This is a genomic window from Chryseobacterium sp. ON_d1 (assembly GCF_006829085.1).
Taxonomy (GTDB): Bacteria; Bacteroidota; Bacteroidia; order Flavobacteriales; family Weeksellaceae; genus Chryseobacterium.
In genome coordinates, this window is sequence record NZ_BJTC01000011.1 from 24,818 (window position 1) to 51,039 (window position 26,222).

Consider the following 26,222-nt stretch of genomic DNA (forward strand, 5'->3'; position numbering starts at 1 on the left):
ACAAATAGGTTCCGCCTTTCATTTTGGAACAATTGAAGCTTTTGTAATTCTCATTTTTACAGAAATTTAAATTGAGAATATGAAAAAATTACTGTTTGTAATAATGTGTGTTTTGGCATTGCTTATCGGAATATATCCTGTTATTTATGTTTTCGTTGAACATCAGCATACTTTTTTGGGATCCAAATCCCCTGAAGTTCTTCATGACAATATCTGGAAAACGGCATTTTTTGCACATATTACTTTCGGTGGACTCGCATTGTTGATTGGCTGGCGTCAGTTTGGAAATTCTTTTAGGATTAAACACCTGAGAATACATAGGATTATTGGACATCTTTATATGATATCTGTAGTTATCAGCTCCATATCTGCAATTTATATGGGCTTTTATGCAAATGGAGGACTGATTTCAGCCGCGGGATTCATTTGTTTAGGAGTGACATGGCTTATCACAACGCTTGTATCCATTGTCAAGATTAGAAAGAGAAATATTATTCAGCATCAGCAGCTGATGACTTACAGTTATGCCTGTACTTTCGCTGCTGTAACTCTGAGAATATGGTACCCTTTACTTAAAAATATAACACAGGATCCTGTTAATTCTTATATTGCTGTGGCATGGCTCTGCTGGGTTCCCAATGTGCTGTTGGCCTATTGGATTAACAGAAATCAGCATCTGCCTGAGGCTTAATTATTCCGGCAGTTTGCCATACTCCATACTCTTCATTTCTAAGTTTAAATATTTGTTCTCTTCATTTTTATAATGCTGAGGAGGCTCAAGCCCCATATATTTCATGATCAGCGGATAGATATAGGTAGTTTGGGTCTGCCTTACTTCGTGTCCTGTAATTCTGTAAGGTGCAGGTACTTTATCCCCGAACCAAACAAAAAACGGAACCTGGGTAGATTCTTTGGAGTCTATGTGCAGTAGCTTATCCCCCTGAATTTTAAGGCCGTGATCTGAAGCATAAATAACCACTGAATTGGTGTTTTTCAGGGTGCTGAAAATATTTTTGAAAACATAATCGGTGTACTTGATGGAGCTGTCATAGCAATTCAGGTCTCCGGAATTCCAATTGGCAGGGAGCCTGTTGCATGGATTAGGGTGGCTTCCCATAATATGAAGTACAATAAATTTATCCTCCTTCTTCTGAATGACTTTCTTCAGCTCAGGGATAATTACTTCGTCATAGCCGTTTACCCATTTTTTATTCTTAGACATGGAAGCTATAGCGGTGATACCTCTTGCACTCGCCTGTGTGCTGAGCCAGAAAGAATTGTAACCACTTTGATTGGCCATATTGATGATATTATAGGACAGTTTATCATAACGATATCTGAATTCATCCGGATGAATGCTGGACAGCATCAGTGGGACACTCAGATTGGTGATTCCGGCTGGAGAGACGGCATGGTCAAAAATCATCATATTTTCTGCCTGCTGATCTGTATAAGGAGTGGTTTTCTTAGCATAGCCATATAATGACATGTTTTGCTTTCTTTCTGATTCTCCGATGATAAGGATCACATTTTCTATACCAGACTGTATTTTTTTGATATTGAAAACCGGGATATTCTTTTTAATGGTGTTGATGTCTTCCTGAATTTTCAGTGCTGTAGTGAAGTCAGATAAATGATAATATACGCTTTTGATCATCTTTCCGCCTCCTTTATTGCTTACATACCGATGTTTAAGATAAAAGGTAAACGGCATGAGAAGCCATAATAAGGCAATGATTACAAACTTAGTATTGAATGCAACTGCATTTTTTTTCAGATAATTGACGGAAAACAGCAGTAGTCCCAAAAATACAAAGAAAAGAATGCCTGGCAGAATAAACATATAAGACATACTCATGGCCTCATTCATGTTTGATTCCAGAATACTTATAGCCATTCCCACATTAAATCCTGAATGGTAAATGAAAAAGCAGGATGCTGATATCAGAAAGTTAACACTCAATAATAAGCAGAGGATAACAGCAATTACAGACGTATATTTGTTTTTGAGCAACAAAGCATTGAATACAAGGAATGAACAAAACATAATTCCGTATTCAAAGATATTCCTGATACTTTCCCATTTTTCTGCACCGAACAAATTGTCATAGATATAGGGAAAAGAGATTAGAAAACCGGTAAGGTATATTATAATAAGAAGAATAGGAACTGTTTTTTTGAACATGGCTGTATATATGTTTTCTTTGCTGTTAAGATAAATTTTTAATCATCTTTCTTAAGAGTTTTCAGGATGACATCCTGCTGCGCATCATGTATTCTGCAAAAATATCGTATCAGATTATCCATTTCAAATGCAGCAGAGATGATATAAGCTTATAAAGAACCTTTTGAAAGATCGGATGTTATTGCTTTTATTATTTCCGGTTATGGGAAAAGATAACCTTAAGATTGATTATACAGATAGGGAATGGGAATAATGGGGCTGTATTTTTTCATCAAAAATTATTTTTAATTAATAATAAGTCGGGGTTGTGTTTTTAATATTAAGTGATTTTTCTGAACGAGTGATATTGATGAATCAATTCATGCGGGTTTTAAAACGGGATGAATATGTTGTTTTTTACATCATCAAACAATACCTCTTTTACAAATGTACACGAAAATACTAATAGTTGCAAGTAGAATTTTTACTATAACTGGTGGAATTACTATACTTTACGGTTGATATAATCTCTGGTGGCATTGGACGTAGGAACAATTTTTGCCGGATTTCCTATGACAACAGAATTGGAAGGAACATCAAAGTTGACATAGGCATTAGGAACAATCAATACATTATTGCCAATAGAAATACCTCCTACAATGACGGCATTGGTGCCTATCCATACCTCATCACCAATAACAGGCGAGCCTTCATTTTTTCCACGGTTCTGCTGGCCAATGGTAACTCCATGGGCAATATTACAGTTTTTACCAATAACCGTTTTCGGATTAATAACAAGACTTCCATAATGGCCTAAATAAAATCCCTCTCCAATCTGAGTTTCAGGATAAATCTGAAATCCGTATTTGATCTGATAATGTCTCAGTATAATTCTCCATAAGATATTCAGAACGGGTGTTTTCTGGTATTTCTGGGCTTTCCTCAGGATATAGATAAAATGAAGATTGGGGTTGATGCATTTTTTCCATATCTGGATGGTTGAAAGCCATTTTCCGCTTTCCCGGTAAAAGTCTTTTTGAATGATTGAATAGTCGGCCATTGTAAAAAGGTTTTATATTTCATCAATGATTTTCTGGAGGTGCTCTACAGATTTTTCCAAAACAAAAGGAAGCTCAGTTTGTGAGATCTGCTTTTTATATTCTTCGGGTATCGTTTTATCGGTAAGGAATTTTTTCATTCCTTCATATATTCCTTCTTCTGAATTCGGGGTGATATTGCCCAGTTTTCCATCCTGCAGAAGATCCCTGATGCCGGAAATATCGGTCGCAGAAATAGGCTTATTGAGGATAAGAGCTTCGGCTATGATCGTGGGGAATCCTTCATGTCTTGAAGACATGATGTAGAAATCAGCTTTTTTCATGTAAGGATATGGATTGCTGCTGAAGCCAAGCATTTTTGCAGTATCCTGAAGTCCGAGTGTATGGAGCTGGTCCTGAATGTTATTGAAATCATATCCGTCACCAATGATCAGAAGCTGATGTTTCAGTCCTTCATCAATCAGTTTTTTGTGAACATTCAACAGCCTGTCATAGCCTTTCTGAGGATATACAGTGCCTACCGTTACAAAAGTGGGAAGATCACTGCTGAAAGGATAATCATTAATTTCGACATCTGCCTTTCTTAAAGTATCATCTTTGTCGATCGGATTAAAAATCTTAATCACAGATGCTTTTTCAGTCTCGTTTTTAGCGAGTTGATACATGCCTTCCTGCAGTTTATTGGAAATAACCAGTATTCTGTCAAACTTAAAAAACTGTCTGATCACTTCAGGGGTATATTCTTTTAAATTGAAAATATCATTCTGCACCCAAATGATCTTTTTTGAATCTTTTTGAGGGCTGGAAAGAATTTCCTGATGCATGGCATGGATGGCAGCAATCTCTACATCATATTTTTTATTCTTTAAAACAAATTTATAAAGAAGGAAAGGGAACCAAAGAAACATTTTCTGATAAAGAACCCTGTAGGCTTTCACAGGAATATCCTGCGGTCTGTTGGTCGTTATCATTTCTCCTTTTGTCAGATAGTACAGCGTCACCCATGACGGAACCTCTTTAATGTATATTCCGGAGTAGAGATTGAGTAAAAGGTCGACCTCATATTTATCAGGCGGAAGATTTTTCAGAAAGTTGATCAGTACTTTCTCAGCACCACCGTGACGTAATGAACCTATACGAATGAGGAGTTTTTTCTTTTTCAATTTGTTTTTTTCTTTTTTTTGGATTTACAAGATTAAATTTATTTAATTTTTCTTGCTTTTTTATACTTGTGGGGAAGATTTTCTTTGATATAGGCATCCAGTTTTTTTCTGTCTTTTTCCAGTTCACGTGGATATTCAGGGTTGTTTTTAAGGACAATATCACCATAATCTTCAATGGTGCAGAGAAACTGTGCCGGGTTTCCTATAAAGACCGTATTGTCTGGCATAGATTGTGACAATACAGAATTAGCCCCTAAAATACAGTTGTTTCCAATCTGCACATCCTGCATGATTACACAGTTGAGCCCAATAGTACAGTTATTGCCGATCTTTATTCTCCCTAGAATTCTGGCATCTTCATATCCCGGAAGTCTTCTTAGCAGGGTAGTGGTTCCCCCGTGGTTTACAAACCGCACATCTCCTGCAATATTCACATGGTCACCAATTTCGATAAGGTAAGGTTCTGTTCCGAAATACACTTTGTCAGGCATGTTGAAGTTCTTACCTACCTTCATCCCTCTATATTTAGCCACTTCAAGACTGGCCCTATTCAAAAAAGAGTGATAGAGAGCGTCTACTTTTAATAGGATTCTGAATATAAAAATCATCACAAGTGTAAATTTGTTTTCGTTACTTTTGCAAAGAAAGAGAATTTATTAATATGATGAAAATTTCAAAAATAGAATATTATCTGCCTCAGCAGGTGCTAACTAACAACGATCTTGAAAAGTTGTTTCCCGAATGGAGTTCCGACCGTATCCAGGAGAAAGTAGGCATTTCCCAACGTCACATTTCTTCTGACAATGAAACTGTACTGGATATGGCCGTACAATCTTCGGAAAAAATTTTCGAAAGCTATGACAGAAACAAAGTAGATTTTATTTTGTTCTGCACTCAAAGTCCGGAGTATTTTCTGCCTACAACGGCCTGTATTTTGCAGGATAGACTGGGACTTAGAAAAAATATCGGAGCCATAGATTTTAATCTTGGCTGTTCAGGATTTGTTTACGGACTTGCTTTCGCGAAGGGATTGATTTCTTCAGGAATTGCAAAAAGTGTTCTCTTGGTTACTTCAGAAACATATACCAAACATATCCATCCTGATGATAAAGGAAACCGAAGTATATTCGGCGATGCCTCTGCCTCTGCTATTATTGAAAAAGCGGAAGGTAACGATTATCAGTTCTGCCTGGGAACAGACGGAAGTGGTGCAGAAAACCTTATCGTTAAGAAAGGTGCTTTTAAAAAGGATTTTGAACTGAATCCTGAACATGAATTCAGTCCTGAAAATATTTATATGAATGGCCCTGAAATCTTTAATTTTACGATTGAAAATATTCCCGGTCTGGTAAAAGAAACCCTGGAAGTGAATGGAATGACCATGGATGATATTGACCATTTTGTTTTTCATCAGGCCAATTCTTTTATGTTGAATTATTTAAGAAAGAAAACGAAAATACCGGCGGAAAAGTTCTATATTGATATGGAAAAAACCGGCAATACCGTTTCTGCAACGATTCCTATTGCACTTAAAAATATGATGGATAAGGGAATACTGAAAGAAGGGGATAAAGTTTTAATGGCAGGATTCGGAGTAGGGTACTCATGGGGGGCTACCATTATGGAAATGTAAAAAACAAACATTTAAAATTATAAAATATGAAAACATCCGTTTTTTTAGAAAAACTACAAGAGGAATTAGAAGAAGATGAAACATTAACTACTGAAACGAATTTAAAATCTCTGGAAAGCTATGATTCTATCAGCTTACTTTCTGTTATTGCATTTGTAGACGAAAATTTCAGCAAGAAAATTGATACCAAGCATTTTAAAGATATTGAAACCGTATCAGATTTAATGGATGTTATAGGGAAAGAAAATTTTGAAGATTAATGGATGCTTTCTCATTAAAAAATAAAATTATTCTCATTACAGGCGCTTCTTCCGGAATCGGGAGAAGCTGTTCTGTAGAATGCAGCAAAAGCGGCGCTGATCTGATCCTTGTAGGAAGAAATCAGGAAGAACTGATGAAAACCGTTTCTATGCTGCACCCTGAAACTAAAGTGGAGACAATCACCGAAGATATAACTCATTCTGAGGATCTTGAAGCAGTCATTGCAGATAAGGTAGCTGCTCTGGGGAAGATATCAGGCTTTATCCACTGTGCCGGTATCGAAAAAACATTACCGCTAAAGAAGCATAATCCTAAGCTGTATCAGGATATATTTGCTGTGAATGTCATTGCAGGACTTGAGATTGCTAAAATTTTATCTTTAAAAAAATATAAAGACGAAACCTCCAGTTTTGTATTTATATCTTCTGTTGCAGGGATGGTAGGAGAGGCTGGAAAAGCGGCTTATTCTGCCAGTAAAGGAGCGGTAATCTCGGGAGCGCGCTCCTTAGCGATGGAACTTTCAAGAAGTAATATCCGTGTCAACAGCATAAGCCCTGCGATGGTCAATACACCGATTTTAGAAAAGATGTTTGAGGATATTGGTGAAGAAGCTTCGTCAGAAATTATAAAAAAGCATCCGCTGGGAATAGGTGAACCTAAAGATGTAGCGAATGCCTGTATTTTTCTGCTGTCTGATGCATCAAGATGGGTCACGGGTACCAACCTGGTGATCGACGGAGGATATTCTGCACAGTAAGTTATTTTTTGTGCAGTGTTTCTATCATATTTTCCACGCTGTCGAATATTTTCTTATTGTCAAACTGACTTTCAATATTCCTGAGATTTTCTCTGATATGAAGAACTAAAGCAGGATCTGTAAGGAATGCTTTCAATCCATTATACATTTCATCTGTATCGTAGCTGATGAGGTATCCTGTTTCTCTGTCTTTGATCATCAGTCCTACATCACCCACATTGGTCGCAATAATAGGTTTCTGAAGAATTAATGCTTCTGCAATTACCAGTGGCCATGCTTCAGATTCTGACGAAAGAACAAAATAATCCGCTTTTTTGATATAAGGATAAGGGTTCATCTGATTACCGGCCAGAATAAATGTCTTTTCCACATTATTGGCGGCTGTCTGTTCCTTAAGATTTTTCATTTCACCCCCGTCACCTATAACAATAATAGTATGATGGAATCCGTCATTGATAAGTCTTGTATGGGCTTCAATAAGTTTATGATATCCTTTTCTCGAATGTAGTCTTCCTATCGAGACAAAAACCGGTCCTTCAGGAAAGTTCTCCAGCTTTTCTTCTGCTTTACGCTTAATCTCTTCAATAGGAATAGGATTGATGATAACATTTTCTTCCGGATACCTGAGATCCGGGTAATGCTGATGCATCATATCTTTTATCTTGTGAGAGCAATACACCATATAATCAAACTGAGGAAAGCTCTTTAAAATATCCGGAACCAACGGCTGAAATTTAGGAACATTAATTTCGGAATGAAACCATCCTATTTTTTTTGAATTCTTATTGGTGGAATTAAGAATAGCATCATAATCCCTGTAATCCATACCGATTTCTATATCAAAAGTATCATTGATCAGGCGGTCTGCAATGGCAGGATTATTTTTCAGTTTTCTTAGCTTCAGTCTTCTTTTAACAAGCTGGAACTTCTGTAAAAGAGAATTGCCGGAAAAATCTTCTTTCCCATCGGTAAGATATACTTTTCTGATATGTTTCGGAAACTCATCACGCAATTTCCCCTGGTTGAGGGTCAGACATACTGTCATCTCAAATTTGTCAGGATCAAGGTTGTTGAGAAGTCCCAGCAGAACTTTCTCCACACCTCCCATTTCCATAGAGCGATGCCTGAACAGAATTTTTATTTTTTTATCTAACATTATCCGAAGATTGATTGTAACGTAATTTTTATTTTTTTCTTGATGCGGAAAGGAAGCTGGTGTTGATATTGCAGCAGCCCGAATATTTCATCGGCACTTGTATACTGTTCAGGAACTTTTTGACCATTGATCCTTGTAAGTCCTCTTCGTTTCATCGTATTGAAAATCACCTGGGCAAAATACTCGTGGGATTTCTTTTTATTGTCATTCTGGGAAATTCCTCCCTGATGTGTTCTGTAAAAATAATTGGTATCATCAATGAAATGAACTTTTCCTTTTTCATACATTTTAAGATACAGATCCTGATCTTCCCCTATTTTTAAATTGGGATTCATTTTTTCTGTCTGTTCATAAACAGCTTTTCTGAAGGTCACAAAATGAGCAATCTGAATTGGGAAATTGAAAAAATAAGGATCATCATTTGGAACCTGCATAGCAGACCTGAATGGTGAAATTGGCTTCAGGTTCTGATCACAAGTCATAAACCTTGAATAGGTAAGAACTGTATTTTTTTTGGCCTGAAATACTTCCATACATTTTTGAATAGCAGTAGGGGCAATGGCATCATCAGGATCCAGAAACCCGCAGATATCTCCATCTGCCAGTTCAATCAGCTTACTTTTTGTAACTCCTACACCGGAATTTTTTTCATTTTCAAAAAATTTAAATCTTTTGTCATTTGAAATCATTTCCTGTATCATTTTCTTCTCGCTTTCAGAAGAGGCATCATCTAAAATAATAGCTTCCCAGTCTGTATAGGTTTGCTGAAGTATACTTTCAAAACAGTCTTTGAAGAAAATAGCGTTGTTGTAGTGTGCAATAAGGATCGAAAACTTCATTATTGTTCCTTGAATATTAAATCTTGACGATTGATTACGGTGGTGTTAGGAGGAATGTCTTTGTAAATGGTACATCCTGCTCCGATAATACAGTTATCTCCGATGGTAACACCTTTTAAAACGGTCACATTGCTTCCAAGCCAGCAATTACTCCCTATTCTGATCGGGGCTGTGGTAAATTCGGAGGAGAACAGCTTAAATTCCGGATGGGTATGATAAGCATGATTGTGGTCATACAGCTTTACATTTTCCCCGAAAAGTGTATTGTCACCTATTGAAATACGGTCAAGACAATTGATAGAACAGAAGTTATTCATGAAAAAATGATTCCCGATTTCTAAAGTCGCATTTTGCTGTACCAGAATGTGCACATAATTTCTGAAACTCACAGAATTCCCGATTGTAATTTTCTTTAAGCTTTCATGCAGAACAAAATGATTACTGGTCCCAAGCTTAATCCCTTTAAAAGAAACATTAGGGTGTTTTTTGAGACGAGAAATCTGGCTTTTCCGTTGAATTTTTGCTAAAATTTCATATAGCATACCTGGATTTATTTTCACATTTGTAGCTTACAAATATAATTTGTTTTATATAATTATAAGAATAAATCTTATTTTTGTGCCTTAAAATTAATACTTTATCTCAAATAAAAACAGCCTTCGGCATTAAGGTCGCAATGTTTTGATAAAGTATAGCATTGTGCAGTTCTGTGAAAATAAGTCAGATTACATTTACCCGGTTTGTTGCTGCGATGGCAATTGTCATTTCCCATTTCAATAAAGATCTGTTTTTATATAAAATAGATTATATTTCCAATCTTTTTCTGAGGGCTAATGTGGGAGTAAGCTACTTTTTTATTCTTTCAGGATTTATCATGATCATTGCCTATCATAAGAAAGATAAAATTGATTACCTTGAATTTTATAAAAACAGGTTTGCCAGGATCTATCCGCTTTATATGTTAGGGCTTCTGCTGTATTTTATCACCAGATATGAAATGTTTGACTGGTATAAGCTGATTTTATATGCATTGGGTATTCAGAGCTGGATACCAGGTGAAGCCATGATCCTGAATTTTCCGGGATGGTCGATTTCCGTAGAGTTCTTCTTCTATCTGCTTTTTCCGTTTTTATATAATTATTTGTATGCAAAGAAAAATAAAATGATCTGGGTGTTTGCCATTGGTCTATGGCTGATTACTCAGGTGTTTTCTAATCTTTATCCTGTATATGGGGCTTATGAAGGTCCTCATACGAAAAGCCATGAGTTTCTTTACTATTTTCCTTTCTGGCATCTTAATGAATTTCTTATCGGGAATCTTGCAGGGATATTTTTTGTAAAAAATTACAGACAGAAAAATTATGACCGCCAAGTTATTGTCGTATTTTTCTTGATTCTTGTGTCTTTGATGTTTGTTCCTCTTTTCTATCACAACGGTCTTATGGCCTTACTTTTTGTTCCGGCTATTCTTATGATTTCTGCCAATAACGGTTGGGTTACCAGATTTTTTTCACTGAAACCGCTGGAGTATCTGGGGGAAATAAGCTATGGTATATACATCACTCATATTCCTGTCCTTTATCTGGTAAGGGAATTGATAAAATCGCAGCAATACACATTCGGAATTGATATGGTATTTGTGATTTACATTATCGTTATGCTACTCAGCTCCGCAGTTTTTTATCAGCTGATTGAAAAGCCGATGCGGAATCTTTTAAGAAAGATTCATTTTGCAAAACATTGAAAATTAAGGAATTGTTGCCAACTAAGAACTTAGTTTAAAACAGGTCATTTCTGAAATTAATATTATACAGCCCTGATCGTATGCTTTTATAATCCGTAAAAAAATACTTTGTAATCATTCCCCATTTTTTCAGGAATGGAGCGTTGGCAATCTGAAAACTTCTATATACCCTTTTGATATGGAGCTTAATATCTTCGGGAATGGTATTTTCATTCTCTGCCCAGTGGTTGACTTCTTTCCACAGTACAACGCGTGTAGAAGCCGGTTTTATTTGTCTGGAATCTACTTTTGTAATTCTGTTGTTCTCATGAACCCCTCTTACAGCCACTGCTTTATCGAGAATTCCAGGATACAGATTCAGGTAGTAAGAAAGTCTGAATAAAAATTCTGTGTCCTGATGAAGCTTTAAATGAGTCTTAAAGAAATATTCCATATTCTGTAAAGAACTTTTACGGACCGTCAAAGCATCAATACTAAAAAGTCCAAAAGTTCCTATCATATTAAGCTGTCCCGGAAAGACATCTTTAGGAGGATGCTTTTTATAAACTGTAGTCAGGCGGTCACCGAAAACTTTATAATACTGCTCTTTTGCCTTTTGAGAATAATAATGGACACCTATAGCTCCATAAACTCCATCAACATCTTTATTGATAAACAATTCTTTCTCCGCATCAAAGCGGTTCGGAAGATAGTAATCATCAGCATCAAGGAAAGCAATAAAATCTCCTTCTGCTTTTTCAATCCCTAAATTTCTGGTTGCTCCTGCACCATGATTCCCCTTATCAGGATGCTGATAAAGCTTTACCCTGTCGTACTGTACAGAAAGCTCCTGGCATACCTGCAACGCATTGTCCGGAGATTGGTCTTCCACCAATATTACTTCATATACATCTTCAAACTGAAGGGCTGATTCTACAGCCTGAGTAATATATTTTTCGGCGTTATAGACCGGAATGATTACTGAAATTTTCATTTTATCAATTATGCTTTTCATTTAATTTTTAAATACTGAGTTACCCTTTTCTCTACAATGTAATACAGCAGCGAAGCTACTGTAACAGCCATCATAATTTTAAGAAGAAAAAGAGGAATATTAACATAACCTTCAACTTTAAACCTCTTAAATATAAGTTCTACAAAAGGATGGGACAAATATAAAGAATAGGAAATATCCCCCAGAAATACTAAAAACTTGTTTCCTTTCCAATGGAATACATAGTCAAAAGTTAAAAAAGAAAAGACAAATAGGGATATAATTGCCAGCTTTATCCAGTCATTATCTACTGGGATAATGCTAAGCAAGACCAGGATAAATGATATGATTCCTATCACAGCACAAATTGCCGCCCAATTTCTTGGAATTGTAAATCTGTTCAGTAAAAGTGAAAAAAGAATTCCTACCACAAAATAAAGATTCAGGGAATGGGTTACCATTCGGAGATAAGGATTTTCAAAATGAATAAAATATCCTAAGAGAGTTGTCAGGATGAAAAAGGCTGTGATGAAATAATATCTTTTCTCTTTAAAAAGTAATGAAAGCCCGAATATAAGATAAAAGAACATTTCAAAATTTAATGACCAGCCCAGAAAAAGTACAGGGAATTCTTTTTGGGTCGGTAGAAATAATAAAGAATGAACAAGCTCATGAAGACCCTGTCCGTAAAAATATAATAAGAAACCTCCGCCGGGTATCATCGCAACGAGCGTCAGAAGATAATACAGCGGAACAATCCTGATTATCCTTCTTTTATAAAAGAGAGTGATCTGCTGAAATGAATCTTTACTGAAATTGATCTTCTGGGTAGTAAAAGCCATAATAAATCCGCTGATAATAAAGAAAACGGGAACACCGATACTTCCTTTTTTAAAAAGAATATCGCCAAGATTCAGCCCCGGTAAATTGATCGTTTCACGAAAGTGAAAGCAGCAGACCAATAATGCTGAAATCCCTCTTAATATCTGGAGGTTATTAAGCTTCATAACTAAGCCTTATCTTTTAAAAATCTTCTTCAGGATAAGTCCCATTACAAAAGGTACTCTGGCAAGATTATGCTTAAGAGTTCTGAAACGATCTATTGTAAATCGCGTATTTTCAGTCATTCCGTATTCTGAAAAGTCGACCTCAGGAATTGCTTTATGCTTAAAGGTAATATTCATCAGATTGTACTGATGAATGATCTGGATGTACATTTCCTTGCTATCCTCCACGGAAAAATCCGGATAATGACGGTAGCTGTTATGAGCTCTTTCCTTAAGCATGGTTTTGAAATGGTCTACACTTTCTGCTAAGCTTACAAAAGGGTTGACCGCCTCATTGTAGACATTTACAACTGCCTTTCGGTTAGGAAACATGGTAAGCTGGTAACCTCTTCTTAAATCGATGACAAGGTCATGAATGGGTTTGAAGTGTTCCTGTACGGTTTTTATATAGTCCTGATGAAGCATATCATCATTATCCAGCTCACTGGTAATTACAAATTTTGTATCAGCAGTGAAGAACTGTGGAATTATTTCTACCGCTTTCATTTTCATCACATCAAAATCCTCTACAAAAACGGCTCTGAATACAGGATATTCTGCTTCAATTTCTTTGATGATTTTTCTAAACTTATCAGATGTATTACTATCGAAAAAGGTAAGCCAGACATAGTTTTGGTTGGTCTGGTTTTTATAAGAAGGAAGTACATAGGTTCTGAATAATTTGAACCGGTCATCCAGCCATTCTTCTGTCAGAGGTTTAAATCCGGAGCGTGTTTCATTCCAGCCTTTTGTAGGAACATTGAATCTTGTCATTATCACGTGTACAAACTGACTCATCTAAATAAATTTATTAAAAGTTATATCATTTTATAAAGGGTTCTGCTCATATTTTATGCAGTAACCGCTTACTTGTGTAGTTTTTATGGAATTTAGCTTTCCGATATGCATTGAAACCGGGAGTTTAACCGTTTACCTTTTTTCTGAAAAGTTTGTAGTAAAATTTCTTAAATGAAAGATATCTTGAGACTACTGCCAGAGGAATCATTTTCTGGAATTCTTTTCTTTGCTGGATAAGCTGGGTAGTACGGACTTCTATAATATGATAAGCAAGCTTGTCATGAACCTCTTCTCCATAGAGTTTTTTCAATGTTGGTAAGATTTTAAGACGTTGCTTCATAATTTTAAGCGGGTCAGCAGACATATTGTCATTAACATCTTTTCTGTAATGAGCGAGGGGTTCATTGACCAATAATGCATCAGGATTGTCTTTGGTGATATAGATCCACATTACCCAATCTTCACAACTGGTAAGGGTGGTGTCAAAAAGAAAACCTTCAAGAAGTTTTTTATGAATCAAGGCACAATGGATGGGGATGGAGAATTTCAGATCCCAACCGTATACAATTCCGTCAAATGTCAGGAAGCTCTGCTCAACATCTTTATATCCCGGAAGATGAGCCTGGTTTCTATAGATCGTATACTGACTTACAACCAATGGATATTCTTTATCTCCGGAAAGGCTTTTTGAGAATTTTTCACGATGGATCAGGTCGTCAGAATCTAAAAACTGAATATAATCCCCTGTAACGACTTCCAGAGCCGCATTTCTTGCAGAGGATAAACCGCCGTTTTCTTTGTAAAGATATTTGAAGCGGTTGTCTTTTTTTACCCATTTATCGGCAACTTCATCAGTGTTATCAGGAGACCCGTCATTGACAATGATACATTCCCAGTTTTCATAGGTTTGATCCAGTACGGATTGCAGACATTCATCTAAAAACTGAGCCTGTTTATAGCAGGGGACAATTACGGATACTTTGGGATTCATTTTCATTTTTTATTCAATGGGTTTAATGTGTTTTTATGCTTCACTTGATAATAAGGTACAGCTTTATAAAATATTTCTGCTATGCTTACGATTGCTGAAGTTTTCCGTTCGAAGTTACAAAATTATTTTCCTATACCGGAGTAAAAGGCTTCAGCATCTGTTGTATCTGGCTGTAAGATGATTTATAAATAGGATAAGTAAAGTTTTTTTAAATATTCATCAGGTGACAGTTCTGTAAAAAAATCTTCTGTAAGTCTGTTGAATTCTATGTTGTAGAAAGAACCTTCATTTATACTTTCATAATCTGCCTTTTTGCCAAGATGATCTTCAAGCTGGGACAGAATCTCTGGCAATGAATACTGATAGGGGTACGCAAGATTAATAATCTCATTATTAAAATCATTGATGTATTTTCCTACAAATGAGGCAATATCATCTGTTCCGATCAGGATTCTTCTTGCATTGCTGTGGATCGTCAGTTTATTTTCAGACACGATTGAATTTTTCAGAAAATTGATGAGAGTATTGGGATTTCCTCCGCGGCCTACAGCATTTCCTACCCTGAAAATAATAAAGTTGGGGCACTGCTCTGCAATTATTTTTTCAATGGCAAGTTTATGTATTACATAAGGACTGTCTGTCTTACTGGGATCGTAAATACTGCATGTGGAGAAATAAATCAGTTTTTTATCTGGAAATTGGCTGATCACCGATTTTAGAAGGGATATTTCCCTTTCAAATTGAAAAGGATCTTTTTCCAGCGAATTGGAAACCCCTGACGCAAAAAAAATAACATCTTCTTTATCGTAAAATCTTACGGCATTTGCCAGAATTCCATTGCCAATAATCATAGGTGCTTTTTTATCTAGTTAAAGATGTTAATTTTAATTTTTTTAAGTACATCAAAAGGACTAAAGCTTTTTAAATATTTTAAAAAGACCAAGTGTATTACCCAGTTTTGCCCATCTTGAATTTTTCACATGGTTCAGTTTGCTGAGGGCGTGGTCATATTTATTTTTTGGGACATAGCTTTGAAGAAAAAGATCTTCGACACTGATGTTTCGTCTTTCTGCCATTTTGATAAGTGCTACCCAGTGCCAAAATAATGCCTTTTCCGCATTTTTTGTTGTAGAAATGCCAGTATCGTGGATTCTGTATAAATATAAATCCTCGTCAATATACCTGACGGGTGCTGTTTCGCACATTTTCATGTACCAGTCTTTATCTTCAGCAATTTTCAGGAAAGGATCAATGCCTGATGTTTTCTTGTAAATCTGCTTTTTAAAAGTAACGAAATGTGATATCTCTGCGTTGAAATTATAATAGGACTGATCCAGTTCTGTGATTTGTTTTGCCTTGTGAACAGACACCGGAGTAAGGTGTTCATCACATCGTACAAAATTGGAATACACCAAACCTGCTTCAGGATATTCCGAATGTGTCTTTAAAACAGTTGCCAGAGCATGAGGAGCCAGGGCATCATCAGGATCCAAAAAGCCACAAATTTCTGCTTCAGCAAGATCTATTAACCTTCTTTTCGTATATCCGATTCCTCTGTTTTGATCATTCTGATTGATTTTAACACGATGGTCACCATCTGTTATTTTTTTGATGACTTCCAGGGAATTGTCTGTAGAGCCATCATCCAGAATTACAGCTTCCCAGTCTGTTTCGGTCTGGGCAACTAAACTTTTGTAGCATTCTGCAAAAAAATGGCCATTATTATAGTTAGCAATAAGTACACTGAATTTACTCATTTCGGCTATGTTTATTCAGAATTTTTTTTAGTGCATTTAAATATCCGAAACCATTTTTTCTATCTGGTTCCAGGATATTGCCTTCTGCCCATTCGTTCCAGGATTTAACAATTAAAAACTGTTCCGGATAGTCTGTTTTGTCATCAAGATATTGTACTGCTTTTTCTACCTGCACTTCGAAGAGTTCCGGTGAATTGTTGGCCAGTATGATTCCTCTGTAGCCGCTTCTTGGGGTATTGTCCCAGTTGGGCAGAATGCATGGATAGGTAGGAACGTTACTTTCTTCAAATTGTAAGTCATTCACAACTGCCTGTGCATCCTGAATTCTGACTTTAGGCTGTTCTTTTTTCTTAATCCCGATTAATCCTTTTATTCTGTTTTTATAATATTGAGAATGAGAGATATATTCTTTTTTATCAATATGAGGAACCCAGGCTTTCTGAAAAGCATTGGAAATTTTACTGTCATATCCCATCGATTGAAAATCAAGATCATCACGAAGTTTATTGGAAGCCATGACATATAAATCATCAAATCCGTTTTTTTTTGCGAGTTCTCTGAATTTTGAGATATAATGGGGATCTCCGTCATTCAAATGATTGGGGTCATAGATGATGAAAAGAGGTTTATTGTCCACTTTGATATACCTTTTATCTTTGAAGAAAGGAAGAAGGTACTCGAAATGAGCTATTAAGTCCTGCTCATCAGGATAAGTCTGTTTTGCCAGGATTTTTTCTGACAACCCATGCCATATTCCGGACCATGTTTCATTGGCCCAGCAGAAGCAAAAAGGGAAATCCGGTTTCCCTGACTTTAGGACATCGTTGGCTACACGCTCTAATAGTTGTTTTCCACTACCAAACCAGTAATGATAATAGATAAAACCATGCACGCCATAGTCTTTTGCCATCTCAGCCTGCTGTTCCCTTACTTCGGGAACCCGTAGGTCATAATATCCCAGATCTGCAGGATATATAGGCTGTTCGTGACCTTCAAACAAAGGTTTAGCTTTTCCTACATTGGTCCATTCTGTAAATCCTTTTCCCCACCACTCATCATTTTCGGGGACAGGGTGGTATTGAGGGAGGTAGAATGCTAAGGGCTTTATTTTTTTCATAATTGATTTAAGAATAATATTACCAACTTTTATGATACACTTTTTGAAGATAATGAAGAGTGTTAAAGGTAAACTTTCCTACATTCTTCAGGATTAACTTCTCGGTAAGTGTTTTATTATCAAGTTCTCTAAGGTATTTTTTATGGTTTTCAGTCAGTCTGTTTTCTTTATAGGCCTCATGAATAAGTTTTAGGATTTTCTTTTTCATTTCGGGCTGCTCTTTGTGTTTCAGGTAAATATCAAAAAAGGATACATCTAAAAAGTTTTTCTTTTTATGAGAGTTGGTAGCATGCATCCTGTAGCTGCAGGATTTGTACTCATCATAGATAAAGTCATATTTCTGACTCAATCTCAGCCACATATCATAATCTTCAAAAGTTAAGGTCTCATCCCAGCCTCCAATCTCTTTGACCAGGAAGGATTTCGTGACACATGACATTGCGGGAATGAAATTATCATTAAGCAATGTTTTATAAAAGTTTCCTGATTCAATGTTCAGGTACCTGTGAAAGTAAGGGATGAACGTATTTTGAAAACGTACAGAATGATCATCTATTATATGAGCATTTGAAAATACTAAAGCTTCATTAGGAGATGAATTTTCAAGAATAGCTACGTGCCTTTCTATTTTATCCGGCTCCATAAGGTCATCAAGAGCTATGGTAATTATATATTTACCTTTTGATATATTCAGCAGTTCATTCAATGACTTACAGATTCCTTTATTCTGAGAATGAGGAATAAACTGGATATTCAGCTGAGGATTATTTTTAACCCAATTATTGATAACTTCTACAGAATTGTCTTTAGAATAATCGTCACAAATCAGGATCTCAATATTGCTGTAGCTCTGAGATTTGAAACTTTCTAAAGATTCAATTACAAACCGTGATTGATTATAACTTAGACATAATATCGATACCAATGGTAATTCAGACATATTTTTTGTTTGGAGTTATTAATAAGCTATTAAGTTCTAAATGTTGGACAGAAAAATTCAATTGAAAAGTTTTTCCATGGTGTTAATTTTACTCTAATTGCTCTTTTGCACCTTCAATACCTAATAAACTCTGAACTTTTTTCCCTTGGTCATCTAAAGAATAAATTAACTCTTTTTTATCTCCCTTTACCAAATAAATTTCAGATGGAACAATATTGGCGTTGTCGATAAACTCAGGAATAACCAATTCTAATGTATACCCATCTAAGAATTTTTCGTTCAAAAATTCTGGTTTGATATGTATTGTTGGATTTAAGCTGTCAACGGATACCCTGTTTAATTTTGTTGCTACCAGCTGTGAATGTATCGGACTTAAACCAATGCGGAACAATTTTTTTCTGGTGATATAATGATATCCGTTTTCTTCTAATGTGACCGGGTTATGATATACCATCTTTTCAAGATGTTTTAAAAGTCCTTTGGAATGGTAAACTGTTGCATCAACAGAAAATGGAAATGTCCAGTGATGGAATTCAGCGTCAGAATAATAATCCCATTGATAATATCCATCTTTCTTCTCTACATAGCTTGGATGTCCTTCGAGATTTTCTCCAACATACATCCTATAAGATGCATTTTCCGGATTGTTTCTGATAATAGTAAAAACTTCTTCAGGAATATTTACATCTTCATAAAAAACACCATCATCTGTATTGAACATAACAAATTCACAATCGCTTTCACGGATTATTTTTTGAAGGAGTCCTTTAAAATTGTCACTCTTTTTATTGAATAAATTTTTTTCTTTAAAAAACTTCCAGTCCTTTTTAGAATTTAAGGCTTTAATGTAGGAAGAATCAAAAAATACAGGTTTTCTTTCAACAAAGGAAATGCCTTTGTCTTCATACTTCCTTTTTAAAAGTTCGTAGCCATCTTTGTGAGCTCCTGTGGTATGATAAAGAATGACCACTTTGGAATCAGTTTTAAAACGTTCCAAAATAGACTGAATAAGATAATCCAGCTGAACTGCACGATTATAAGAAAAAATTATATTGAGTATCATGAGCTGTAAGAATTTAAAGTTTCGATGATCTTTGTTACTTCATTGTCATTCATTACCGGAGAAATTGGTAAACTCAATACTTCATTATGAATTTTCTCTGTAATGGGCAGCTGCAATTCCTTCAGATGTGCATACGCTACCTGATGATGAGGAGGAATAGGGTAGTGAATTAAAGTTTGTATCCCATTTTCTTCAAGATATTTTTGCAGATGATCCCTATTCTCTGTTCTGACTACAAACAGATGATAAACATGACTGTTTTCTTCAATTTTATGCTGTGGAAGTATTATTTCGGGATTTATTATTTCTGTAAGATAACGGTCAGCAATTTCTTTTCTTCTGCTGTTCTCCTTATCCAGATATTTAAATTTTACAGAAAGTACAGCTGCCTGAATTTCGTCTAAACGAGAATTATATCCCTGGTATTGATTCACATATTTCTTCTGAGAACCATAGTTGGCTAAAGCTCTGATACATTCTGCAAGCGTTTCTTCTTTACAGCAAACGGCGCCGGCATCACCTAATGCCCCTAAATTTTTTCCAGGATAGAAGCTGAATCCTGCAGCATCACCCAAACTTCCGGATTTTTTATTCTTCCAGACAGCACCAATAGCCTGGGCATTATCTTCGACTATTTTTAAATTATATCTTTCAGCAAGCGTTTTAATTTCATCTGAAAAAACAATACTTCCATATAAATGAACCAAAAAAATAGCTTTGGTTTTGGAGGATATTTTTTCTTCTAACCGGGTGACATCAATATTATAAGTTTTGATGTCAGGTTCTATTAAAACGGGCACTAATCTGTTATCTGTAATAGCAAGAATAGAGGCTATATAGGTATTGGCCGGAACCAAAACCTCGTCTCCTTCTTTCATGATTCCCAGTTCAATATAGGCTCTGAAAATCAGTCTTAAGGCATCAAGGCCATTGGCAACTCCAATTGCGTGAGGGACATTACAATAAGCAGAGAGCTGTTTTTCAAAAGTCTTTACTTTATCACCTAATAAATACCATCCAGAACGGAAAGTCTGTAATATAGCATCCTCAATCTCCTGCTGATGAGAGAGGTTTACTTTTTGTAAATCTAGGAATTTAATCATTGTTGTTTTTCTTTAAAAATTTTGCAGGGTTTCCTACCCATATTTCATCTTTAGGGATATCCTTTGTAACGACACTTCCTGCCCCGACAAGAGCGTTTTCTCCTATCGTTACCCCTGCTAATACTGTGGTATTTGCCCCAATAGAAGCTCCCTTTTTTATTAAGGTTTTTATTAATTTAAAATCCTTATTTTTTGACTTCGGAAACAAATCATTTGTAAAAGTAACATTCGGGCCGATAAAAACATCATCTTCAACTGTAACCCCATCCCAGATCTGTACTCCGGGTTTTACCGTTACGTTATTACCGATTACAGCTCCACTTTCAATCAACACCTGGCAGTTGATATTGCAATTTTTACCAATAGTTGCATTTTTTAATATTACACAAAACTGCCATATAGTAGTGCCTTCACCTATATTCTGAGATTGTACGTCAGCTAAAGGATGTATCATTTTTTATAATTTTTAAATTCATCAAAATCCCTGAAATAATCCTTTTCATTATATAATTCTGAAGCAAGACACAGCAATACTGCACTGTGGCTGAATTTTATATCTCTCCATATGAGTTTCGGAATATAAAGTCCTTTTGAAGGTGAGTCTAAAATGAAAGTTTCTTCATTCCCTTCCAGGTCTAAAGTATTAAACTTAATACTTCCGGAAACTGCGAATATGATTTGCTGAAGTTCTTTATGGGCATGGCCGCCTCGGATGACATCCTGAGGGGTGTAGTAAGTCCAGTATACTCTTTTGATTTCAAAAGGGACATTTTTTTGAGTTTCGGCAACGGTAATATATCCCAAATCCTGAGATCCTATTTTCGAAAAGTTTATAATATGAGGACTGTCCATGTATTGTGAATATTGTTTAATAGCCTAATTAATAAATGTATAAAACTATTGGCTATGGATTAATTTTGATTTTTATCAGGCTCTTTCAACTGTGTGTGTGATGCGTGGAAACAAAATGCCTGGTGATTTTATGATTTCACCAAACTGATTCTGCATTCCATGTACTTCAAATCCGAACAATTCTGTTCTGAAGGCTATATCCGACCTGTTTACTCCCCAAAAGAAATCGAAATGATATGAATCTTCATTAATTGTGTACGGCGGAATTTCAAAACTGACAGTGTAATCTCCTTTTTCCGAATTTTTATTTTGACTTACCATAATTCCTGTACTCATTACAGTAAGATCATGACTGTTTTTTAAAAAGAATGACAGATCAATATCAACATTTTCCAGCTTACTCATGAAAGTAACAGTTACTTTAATTCCTGATTTAATATTGATCATATCTCCATTGATTGGCTCTGCTTTATATGACTTTACCAGAATTTTATGATTTTCAACTTTTGTATTGTCATTTGAATAGTCATAAAAGAATTTAATATCATTATTTTTTTGATATTCAATAATACATTTATTGATATCACCCTGAGTTACGAGAGTTCCTTTATCCAGTAAAATACCATAATTGCAAAGCTCTTTAATTGCAGTAATATTATGGCTTACAAAAAGAATGGTTCTTCCTTCTCCTTTGGTAACATCTCCCATTTTCCCCAGGCATTTTTTCTGAAATTCAGCATCACCTACTGCCAACACTTCATCCACAATAAGGATTTCAGATTCCAAATGAGCTGCTACAGCAAACGCAAGCCGCACATACATTCCGGAAGAATACCTTTTCACAGGAGTGTCAATATATCTTTCTACTCCTGAGAAATCGACAATCTCATCAAATTTCCTGGTGATTTCCTTTCTTGTCATTCCAAGGATAGCCCCGTTAAGAAAGACATTTTCTCGTCCCGTCATTTCGGGATGAAAACCTGTTCCTACTTCAAGCAATGAGGCAATTCTTCCCTGGCTGTATATTTTACCGGTCGTAGGTTTTGTAACTTTACTCAGCAGTTTAAGTAATGTAGATTTTCCGGCACCATTCCTTCCGATGATTCCTACTGCGTCTCCTTGCTGGATTTCAAAGTTGATGTCCTGAAGAGACCATACGTATTCAGAATCTCCCTTTGTGGCTCTGTCATTGGCTTCTCCAATTTTCAGATAAGGATCTTCCTTTCCTCTTACTTTATGCCAGAACCTGTTAAGATCATGGGAAAGAGTACCTGTCCCGACTTGCCCCAGACGGTATTGTTTTGATATATTTTCTGCTTTTAAAGCCAGCATATTTTTAAATGATTTAAAATTAATAAGAAAGTTTCTCAATAAATACTATACAGTATCCATAAAGCTTTTTTCAACCTTATTGAATACGACAATCCCTATCATTAAAAGAATGAGAATAATAACCGTACTGATTCCAAGCATGGCAGGAGAAAAGTCTCCTACCCCGATCCACGCATATTTAAAGCATTCAAAAATACCTGTTAACGGATTATAATATGCCAGTTTTTTAAAAAATCCCGGTAATGAAGACACAGGATAAATGACAGGAGTAGCGTACATATATAAGCTAACCCCAAAACCTAACAGCATTGCCAGGTCCTTATATTTTGTAGTAAGTGAAGAAAATATCATTCCTACTCCCAATGCAAAAAGAGCCATTAACAATATAAGGAAAGGTGTTGCAAGAACCCAGATATTGGGATGTGCTTCTCCTTTATTGAAATAATATGCCCATGCAAGAATGAATAACAGAAACTGAACTCCAAATCTCATAAGATTGGAGATGACAATGGAGAGTGGAGTGACCAGTCTTGGAAAATAAACTTTTCCAAAAATCCCGGCATTGCCAGTAAAGGTAGAGGATGTCGCCAGTAATGACGAAGAAAAATAATTCCATAGAGTAACCCCGGCCAGATAGAAAAGAAGTGGCGGTGCTCCATCTGTAGGGAGCTTGGCGATTCTTCCAAAAATAACCAGATAGACAATAGTGGTTAAAATGGGATTAATAAAAAACCAGATTGGCCCTAAAATAGTCTGTTTAAAACTGGATACAAAATCTCTTTTTACAAACATATAAACAAGATCTTTGTATCTCCAGACTTCTTTCAGCTTCAAGTCAAATAACGAATGATCAGCATCAATCGTTTCAGTCCACTTCTGTTGTGGTTCATTCATCTGTGTAAGTTTTTGCAAATTTATAATAATTAATTCTTACCGTATCGCTCAGTTTATGAATTTTCATTGCCCATAAAACTAAAAATCAACAACTAATATATTGATATTTGACGGTATGAACAAAAACTATTGGCCATAAAGCCAATAGTCTGTAGTTTTTATAAATTATAATTGTTATTTTCCAATAAGTTGTTTCAGGTATTCACCATAGCCGCTTTTGCCATATTTGGTAGCCGTTTCCAGCAGCTTTTCTTCATTGATGAATTTATTTCTGAATGCAATTTCTTCAATGCAGCCGATTTTAAAGCCCTGCCTTTTTTCAATCACACTTACAAATTCTGATGCATCGTGAAGAGAGTCGAATGTTCCGGTATCCAGCCAGGCTGTACCTCTGTCAAGAACGGCTACTTCAAGCTTTCCTTTGCTAAGATAAACATTGTTGATATCGGTGATTTCCAGTTCCCCTCTTGCGGAAGGTTTGATATTTTTGGCGATATCGACTACGCTATTGTCATAAAAATAAAGACCGGGTACGGCATAATTTGATTTTGGACTCAGAGGTTTTTCTTCAATAGAAACAGCCTTAAGGTCTTTATCAAATTCTACAACACCATATCTTTCGGGGTCAGCTACGTGGTAGGCAAAAACAACACCTCCATTTGGGTTGGTTTTATTTTTCAGTAAAGTTCCCATTTCAGAACCGTAGAAAATATTATCTCCCAGTACCAGTGCGGCAGAATCATCTCCAATAAACCGGTCTCCCAGAATGAATGCCTGTGCCAGGCCGTCAGGGCTTGGCTGTACAACGTATTCTATATTGCAGCCGATTTGGGAACCGTCACCCAGAAGTTTGATGAAACCGGCTTGGTCATGTGGAGTGGTGATGATCAGGATATCCTTAATTCCTGCTAAAAGAAGCGTGGAAAGCGGATAATAGATCATGGGTTTGTCGTAAACAGGCATCAGCTGCTTGCTTACAGCAATGGTTAGAGGGTAAAGTCGTGTTCCGGATCCTCCGGCTAATATTATTCCTTTCATCTTTTTATTTTTGTATGTTTTCTATGGCATAATCCATTTGATTTTTAATATTTAAATCTATGGTGGGAGTGATGAGGAACGCCGAATTATCTTTGGATAATGTTCCTCCTATGCCTTTATGAAATTGTATGAGGTCTTTTAATTTTTTTTCTGAAATAAAAGAAAATGAGCTGTATAATGAAGTTTTAAACTCATCGAAGTTAAAATGCTTGATTATGGATTTTACCTGTTCCCTGGAGAGTAATTCTTTGGGCGGGCTCACACTGTAGTCAAACATTTTCAGTTCCAGATAATCTTTTGCATAATTGATCAATGCTTCCTTATAATGAGAAACTTCTATAAACTCATCAATCAGTTTTTGCTGTGAAGAGTTTGACATTGCCGGAGGCGGAGGGGGTGCCTGGGCATTTCCCAAAGAAGAAAATACTGCAAAAAACAATATGAAAACAGATTTCATGATTCTAATGATATTGATTTTCGTAATATTTTTGATAATCTCCACTGGTTACATTCTCCAGCCATTCTTTATTTTCAAGATACCAGTCAATGGTTTTTGCCAATCCTTCTTCAAAGGTTACGGATGGTTTCCAGCCCAAATCTTTATTGAGCTTGGTTGCATCAATAGCATAACGTTTATCATGGCCCGGCCTGTCTTTTACAAAAGTGATCAGTTTTTCAGAATAACCTTCCGGTCTTTCCAGTTTGGTATCCATTTGCCTGATCAGTTCTTTTACAAGATCAATATTCTGCCATTCATTGAATCCGCCGATATTATATGTTTCACCGGTTTTAGCTTCTTTAAAGATCTGGTGAATGGCTCTGGCATGATCAATGACAAATAACCAGTCTCTTGTATATTTTCCGTCACCATAAATGGGAAGGGGCCTTTCATTGATAATATTTGAAATGCACAGAGGGATCAGCTTTTCCGGGAAATGATTCGGTCCATAGTTGTTGGAACAGTTGGATACGATGAACGGCATTCCGTAAGTGTTTCCATATGCTCTCACCAAATGATCAGAAGCGGCTTTTGAGGCAGAATATGGAGATTGTGGATCGTAAGGAGTTGTTTCTAAAAAGAATCCTGTTTCTCCTAGACTTCCGTATACTTCATCAGTTGAAATATGATAGAAAAGATTTGTTCTTTTTTCATCCGGGAATCTGCCGTGGGTATGGTCCGGATTTAATGTCCAGAATTCTTTACAAAGGTTGAGAAGATTGGCTGTTCCGTTCACATTGGTATTGATGAATGCCATAGGATCAGTGATACTTCTGTCTACATGACTTTCTGCAGCTAAATGTACAACAGCGTCGGGATTGTATTTTTCAAACACCTTTCGGAGTTCTTCCGGTTTTGTGATATCTGCTTTTTCGAAAACATAATTGGGCTCGTTTTCAATGTCTTTAAGGTTTTCTAAATTTCCGGCATAAGTAAGAGCATCAAGATTAATGATGGTGCTTTCCGGATTGTTTTTTACAAATTCTCTTACAACATGAGAGCCGATAAATCCTGCGCCTCCTGTGATGATAATGTTTTTCATTG

The 26,222-nt window shown here is 36.0% G+C and carries 29 protein-coding genes; 5 read left to right on the forward strand and 24 right to left on the reverse strand.

Annotated features, from left to right (window positions below):
* The first annotated feature begins 79 nt into the window (after window positions 1–79).
* Window positions 80–691: a DUF2306 domain-containing protein gene (locus CRS_RS17185; protein ID WP_142725244.1), complete on the forward strand. Its 612-nt coding sequence runs from the start codon at window positions 80–82 to the stop codon at window positions 689–691.
* On the opposite strand, the gene CRS_RS17190 is transcribed toward CRS_RS17185, so the two are convergent.
* The 4 genes from CRS_RS17190 to CRS_RS17205 form a co-directional block, all read right to left on the reverse strand.
* Window positions 692–2,185 carry a phosphoethanolamine transferase gene (locus CRS_RS17190; RefSeq protein ID WP_142725245.1) on the reverse strand — a complete coding sequence of 498 codons (1,494 nt, stop codon included), beginning with the start codon at window positions 2,183–2,185 and terminating at the stop codon, window positions 692–694.
* Window positions 2,186–2,669: 484 nt separating this feature from the next.
* Window positions 2,670–3,224, reverse strand: coding sequence for a serine O-acetyltransferase (locus tag CRS_RS17195; RefSeq protein WP_142725246.1), 555 nt, complete (start codon window positions 3,222–3,224; stop codon window positions 2,670–2,672).
* Window positions 3,225–3,236: 12 nt separating this feature from the next.
* Window positions 3,237–4,385: a glycosyltransferase gene (locus CRS_RS17200; protein WP_142725247.1), complete on the reverse strand. Its 1,149-nt coding sequence runs from the start codon at window positions 4,383–4,385 to the stop codon at window positions 3,237–3,239.
* A 38-nt stretch (window positions 4,386–4,423) separates the two neighbouring features.
* Window positions 4,424–4,993, reverse strand: a complete 570-nt coding sequence (locus CRS_RS17205; RefSeq protein WP_142725248.1) for an acyltransferase — start codon at window positions 4,991–4,993, stop codon at window positions 4,424–4,426.
* A 53-nt stretch (window positions 4,994–5,046) separates the two neighbouring features.
* On the opposite strand from CRS_RS17205, the gene CRS_RS17210 reads away from it, so the two are divergent.
* Genes CRS_RS17210 through CRS_RS17220 form a run of 3 tightly spaced genes read left to right on the forward strand, consistent with a single transcriptional unit; the run spans window position 5,047 to window position 7,036 of the window.
* A complete protein-coding gene (locus tag CRS_RS17210) occupies window positions 5,047–6,018 on the forward strand; it encodes a 3-oxoacyl-ACP synthase III family protein (protein WP_142725249.1) in 972 nt (323 codons plus the stop codon).
* Window positions 6,019–6,044: 26 nt separating this feature from the next.
* Window positions 6,045–6,278: a phosphopantetheine-binding protein gene (locus CRS_RS17215; RefSeq protein WP_047422304.1), complete on the forward strand. Its 234-nt coding sequence runs from the start codon at window positions 6,045–6,047 to the stop codon at window positions 6,276–6,278.
* A complete protein-coding gene (locus CRS_RS17220; protein WP_142725250.1) occupies window positions 6,278–7,036 on the forward strand; it encodes an SDR family NAD(P)-dependent oxidoreductase in 759 nt (252 codons plus the stop codon). Before CRS_RS17215 ends, CRS_RS17220 begins: the two co-directional genes overlap by 1 nt.
* Window position 7,037: 1 nt before the next feature.
* Here CRS_RS17220 and CRS_RS17225 read toward each other — a convergent pair whose 3' ends face one another.
* Genes CRS_RS17225 through CRS_RS17235 form a run of 3 tightly spaced genes read right to left on the reverse strand, consistent with a single transcriptional unit; the run spans window position 7,038 to window position 9,573 of the window.
* Complete coding sequence (locus CRS_RS17225) at window positions 7,038–8,192, reverse strand: glycosyltransferase (protein WP_172617100.1); 1,155 nt, start codon at window positions 8,190–8,192, stop codon at window positions 7,038–7,040.
* On the reverse strand, window positions 8,192–9,031 hold the full coding sequence (locus CRS_RS17230) for a glycosyltransferase (RefSeq protein WP_142725252.1): 840 nt from the start codon (window positions 9,029–9,031) through the stop codon (window positions 8,192–8,194). The genes CRS_RS17225 and CRS_RS17230 overlap by 1 nt, the downstream gene beginning before the upstream one ends.
* Window positions 9,031–9,573 carry a DapH/DapD/GlmU-related protein gene (locus tag CRS_RS17235; protein ID WP_142725253.1) on the reverse strand — a complete coding sequence of 181 codons (543 nt, stop codon included), beginning with the start codon at window positions 9,571–9,573 and terminating at the stop codon, window positions 9,031–9,033. Before CRS_RS17235 ends, CRS_RS17230 begins: the two co-directional genes overlap by 1 nt.
* Window positions 9,574–9,740: 167 nt before the next feature.
* Between CRS_RS17235 and CRS_RS17240 the strand changes: the two genes are divergently transcribed.
* The gene (locus CRS_RS17240; RefSeq protein WP_142725254.1) at window positions 9,741–10,775 is read left to right on the forward strand and encodes an acyltransferase; all 1,035 of its coding nucleotides are present in this window, start codon (window positions 9,741–9,743) and stop codon (window positions 10,773–10,775) included.
* A gap of 34 nt (window positions 10,776–10,809) precedes the next feature.
* Here the strand turns inward: CRS_RS17240 and CRS_RS17245 are convergent, their stop codons facing one another.
* From CRS_RS17245 to rfbB, 17 genes are all read right to left on the reverse strand, one after another.
* The gene (locus tag CRS_RS17245) at window positions 10,810–11,769 is read right to left on the reverse strand and encodes a glycosyltransferase family 2 protein (RefSeq protein WP_228451286.1); all 960 of its coding nucleotides are present in this window, start codon (window positions 11,767–11,769) and stop codon (window positions 10,810–10,812) included.
* On the reverse strand, window positions 11,766–12,755 hold the full coding sequence (locus CRS_RS17250) for an acyltransferase (RefSeq protein ID WP_142725256.1): 990 nt from the start codon (window positions 12,753–12,755) through the stop codon (window positions 11,766–11,768). Before CRS_RS17250 ends, CRS_RS17245 begins: the two co-directional genes overlap by 4 nt.
* Before the next feature lie 9 nt (window positions 12,756–12,764).
* A complete protein-coding gene (locus CRS_RS17255) occupies window positions 12,765–13,592 on the reverse strand; it encodes a glycosyltransferase (RefSeq protein ID WP_142725257.1) in 828 nt (275 codons plus the stop codon).
* Between the two features lie 124 nt (window positions 13,593–13,716).
* The gene (locus CRS_RS17260; RefSeq protein WP_142725258.1) at window positions 13,717–14,583 is read right to left on the reverse strand and encodes a glycosyltransferase family 2 protein; all 867 of its coding nucleotides are present in this window, start codon (window positions 14,581–14,583) and stop codon (window positions 13,717–13,719) included.
* Between the two features lie 182 nt (window positions 14,584–14,765).
* Window positions 14,766–15,434, reverse strand: coding sequence for an NAD-dependent epimerase/dehydratase family protein (locus tag CRS_RS17265; RefSeq protein WP_142725259.1), 669 nt, complete (start codon window positions 15,432–15,434; stop codon window positions 14,766–14,768).
* 60 nt (window positions 15,435–15,494) lie between these two features.
* Window positions 15,495–16,340 (reverse strand): glycosyltransferase, encoded by an 846-nt coding sequence (locus CRS_RS17270; RefSeq protein WP_142725260.1) that lies wholly within the window; start codon window positions 16,338–16,340, stop codon window positions 15,495–15,497.
* Window positions 16,333–17,457, reverse strand: coding sequence for a glycoside hydrolase family 99-like domain-containing protein (locus CRS_RS17275; RefSeq protein WP_142725261.1), 1,125 nt, complete (start codon window positions 17,455–17,457; stop codon window positions 16,333–16,335). The genes CRS_RS17270 and CRS_RS17275 overlap by 8 nt, the downstream gene beginning before the upstream one ends.
* A 19-nt stretch (window positions 17,458–17,476) precedes the next feature.
* Window positions 17,477–18,397, reverse strand: a complete 921-nt coding sequence (locus CRS_RS17280) for a glycosyltransferase (protein WP_142725262.1) — start codon at window positions 18,395–18,397, stop codon at window positions 17,477–17,479.
* An 88-nt stretch (window positions 18,398–18,485) separates the two neighbouring features.
* Window positions 18,486–19,460 carry a hypothetical protein gene (locus CRS_RS17285; RefSeq protein ID WP_142725263.1) on the reverse strand — a complete coding sequence of 325 codons (975 nt, stop codon included), beginning with the start codon at window positions 19,458–19,460 and terminating at the stop codon, window positions 18,486–18,488.
* Entirely contained in the window at window positions 19,457–20,563 is a 1,107-nt protein-coding gene (locus tag CRS_RS17290; RefSeq protein ID WP_142725264.1) for a DegT/DnrJ/EryC1/StrS aminotransferase family protein, read from the reverse strand. The genes CRS_RS17285 and CRS_RS17290 overlap by 4 nt, the downstream gene beginning before the upstream one ends.
* Entirely contained in the window at window positions 20,556–21,017 is a 462-nt protein-coding gene (locus CRS_RS17295) for an acyltransferase (protein WP_142725265.1), read from the reverse strand. Before CRS_RS17295 ends, CRS_RS17290 begins: the two co-directional genes overlap by 8 nt.
* Complete coding sequence (locus CRS_RS17300; protein ID WP_142725266.1) at window positions 21,014–21,415, reverse strand: FdtA/QdtA family cupin domain-containing protein; 402 nt, start codon at window positions 21,413–21,415, stop codon at window positions 21,014–21,016. Before CRS_RS17300 ends, CRS_RS17295 begins: the two co-directional genes overlap by 4 nt.
* A gap of 75 nt (window positions 21,416–21,490) precedes the next feature.
* Window positions 21,491–22,747 (reverse strand): ABC transporter ATP-binding protein, encoded by a 1,257-nt coding sequence (locus CRS_RS17305; protein ID WP_142725267.1) that lies wholly within the window; start codon window positions 22,745–22,747, stop codon window positions 21,491–21,493.
* A 45-nt stretch (window positions 22,748–22,792) separates the two neighbouring features.
* Window positions 22,793–23,641, reverse strand: a complete 849-nt coding sequence (locus CRS_RS17310) for an ABC transporter permease (RefSeq protein ID WP_142725268.1) — start codon at window positions 23,639–23,641, stop codon at window positions 22,793–22,795.
* Between the two features lie 174 nt (window positions 23,642–23,815).
* On the reverse strand, window positions 23,816–24,679 hold the full coding sequence (rfbA, locus tag CRS_RS17315; protein WP_142725269.1) for a glucose-1-phosphate thymidylyltransferase RfbA: 864 nt from the start codon (window positions 24,677–24,679) through the stop codon (window positions 23,816–23,818).
* Between the two features lie 4 nt (window positions 24,680–24,683).
* Window positions 24,684–25,136 (reverse strand): hypothetical protein, encoded by a 453-nt coding sequence (locus CRS_RS17320; protein ID WP_142725270.1) that lies wholly within the window; start codon window positions 25,134–25,136, stop codon window positions 24,684–24,686.
* Between the two features lie 4 nt (window positions 25,137–25,140).
* A complete protein-coding gene (gene rfbB / locus CRS_RS17325; protein WP_142725271.1) occupies window positions 25,141–26,220 on the reverse strand; it encodes a dTDP-glucose 4,6-dehydratase in 1,080 nt (359 codons plus the stop codon).
* Between the last annotated feature and the right edge of the window lie 2 nt (window positions 26,221–26,222).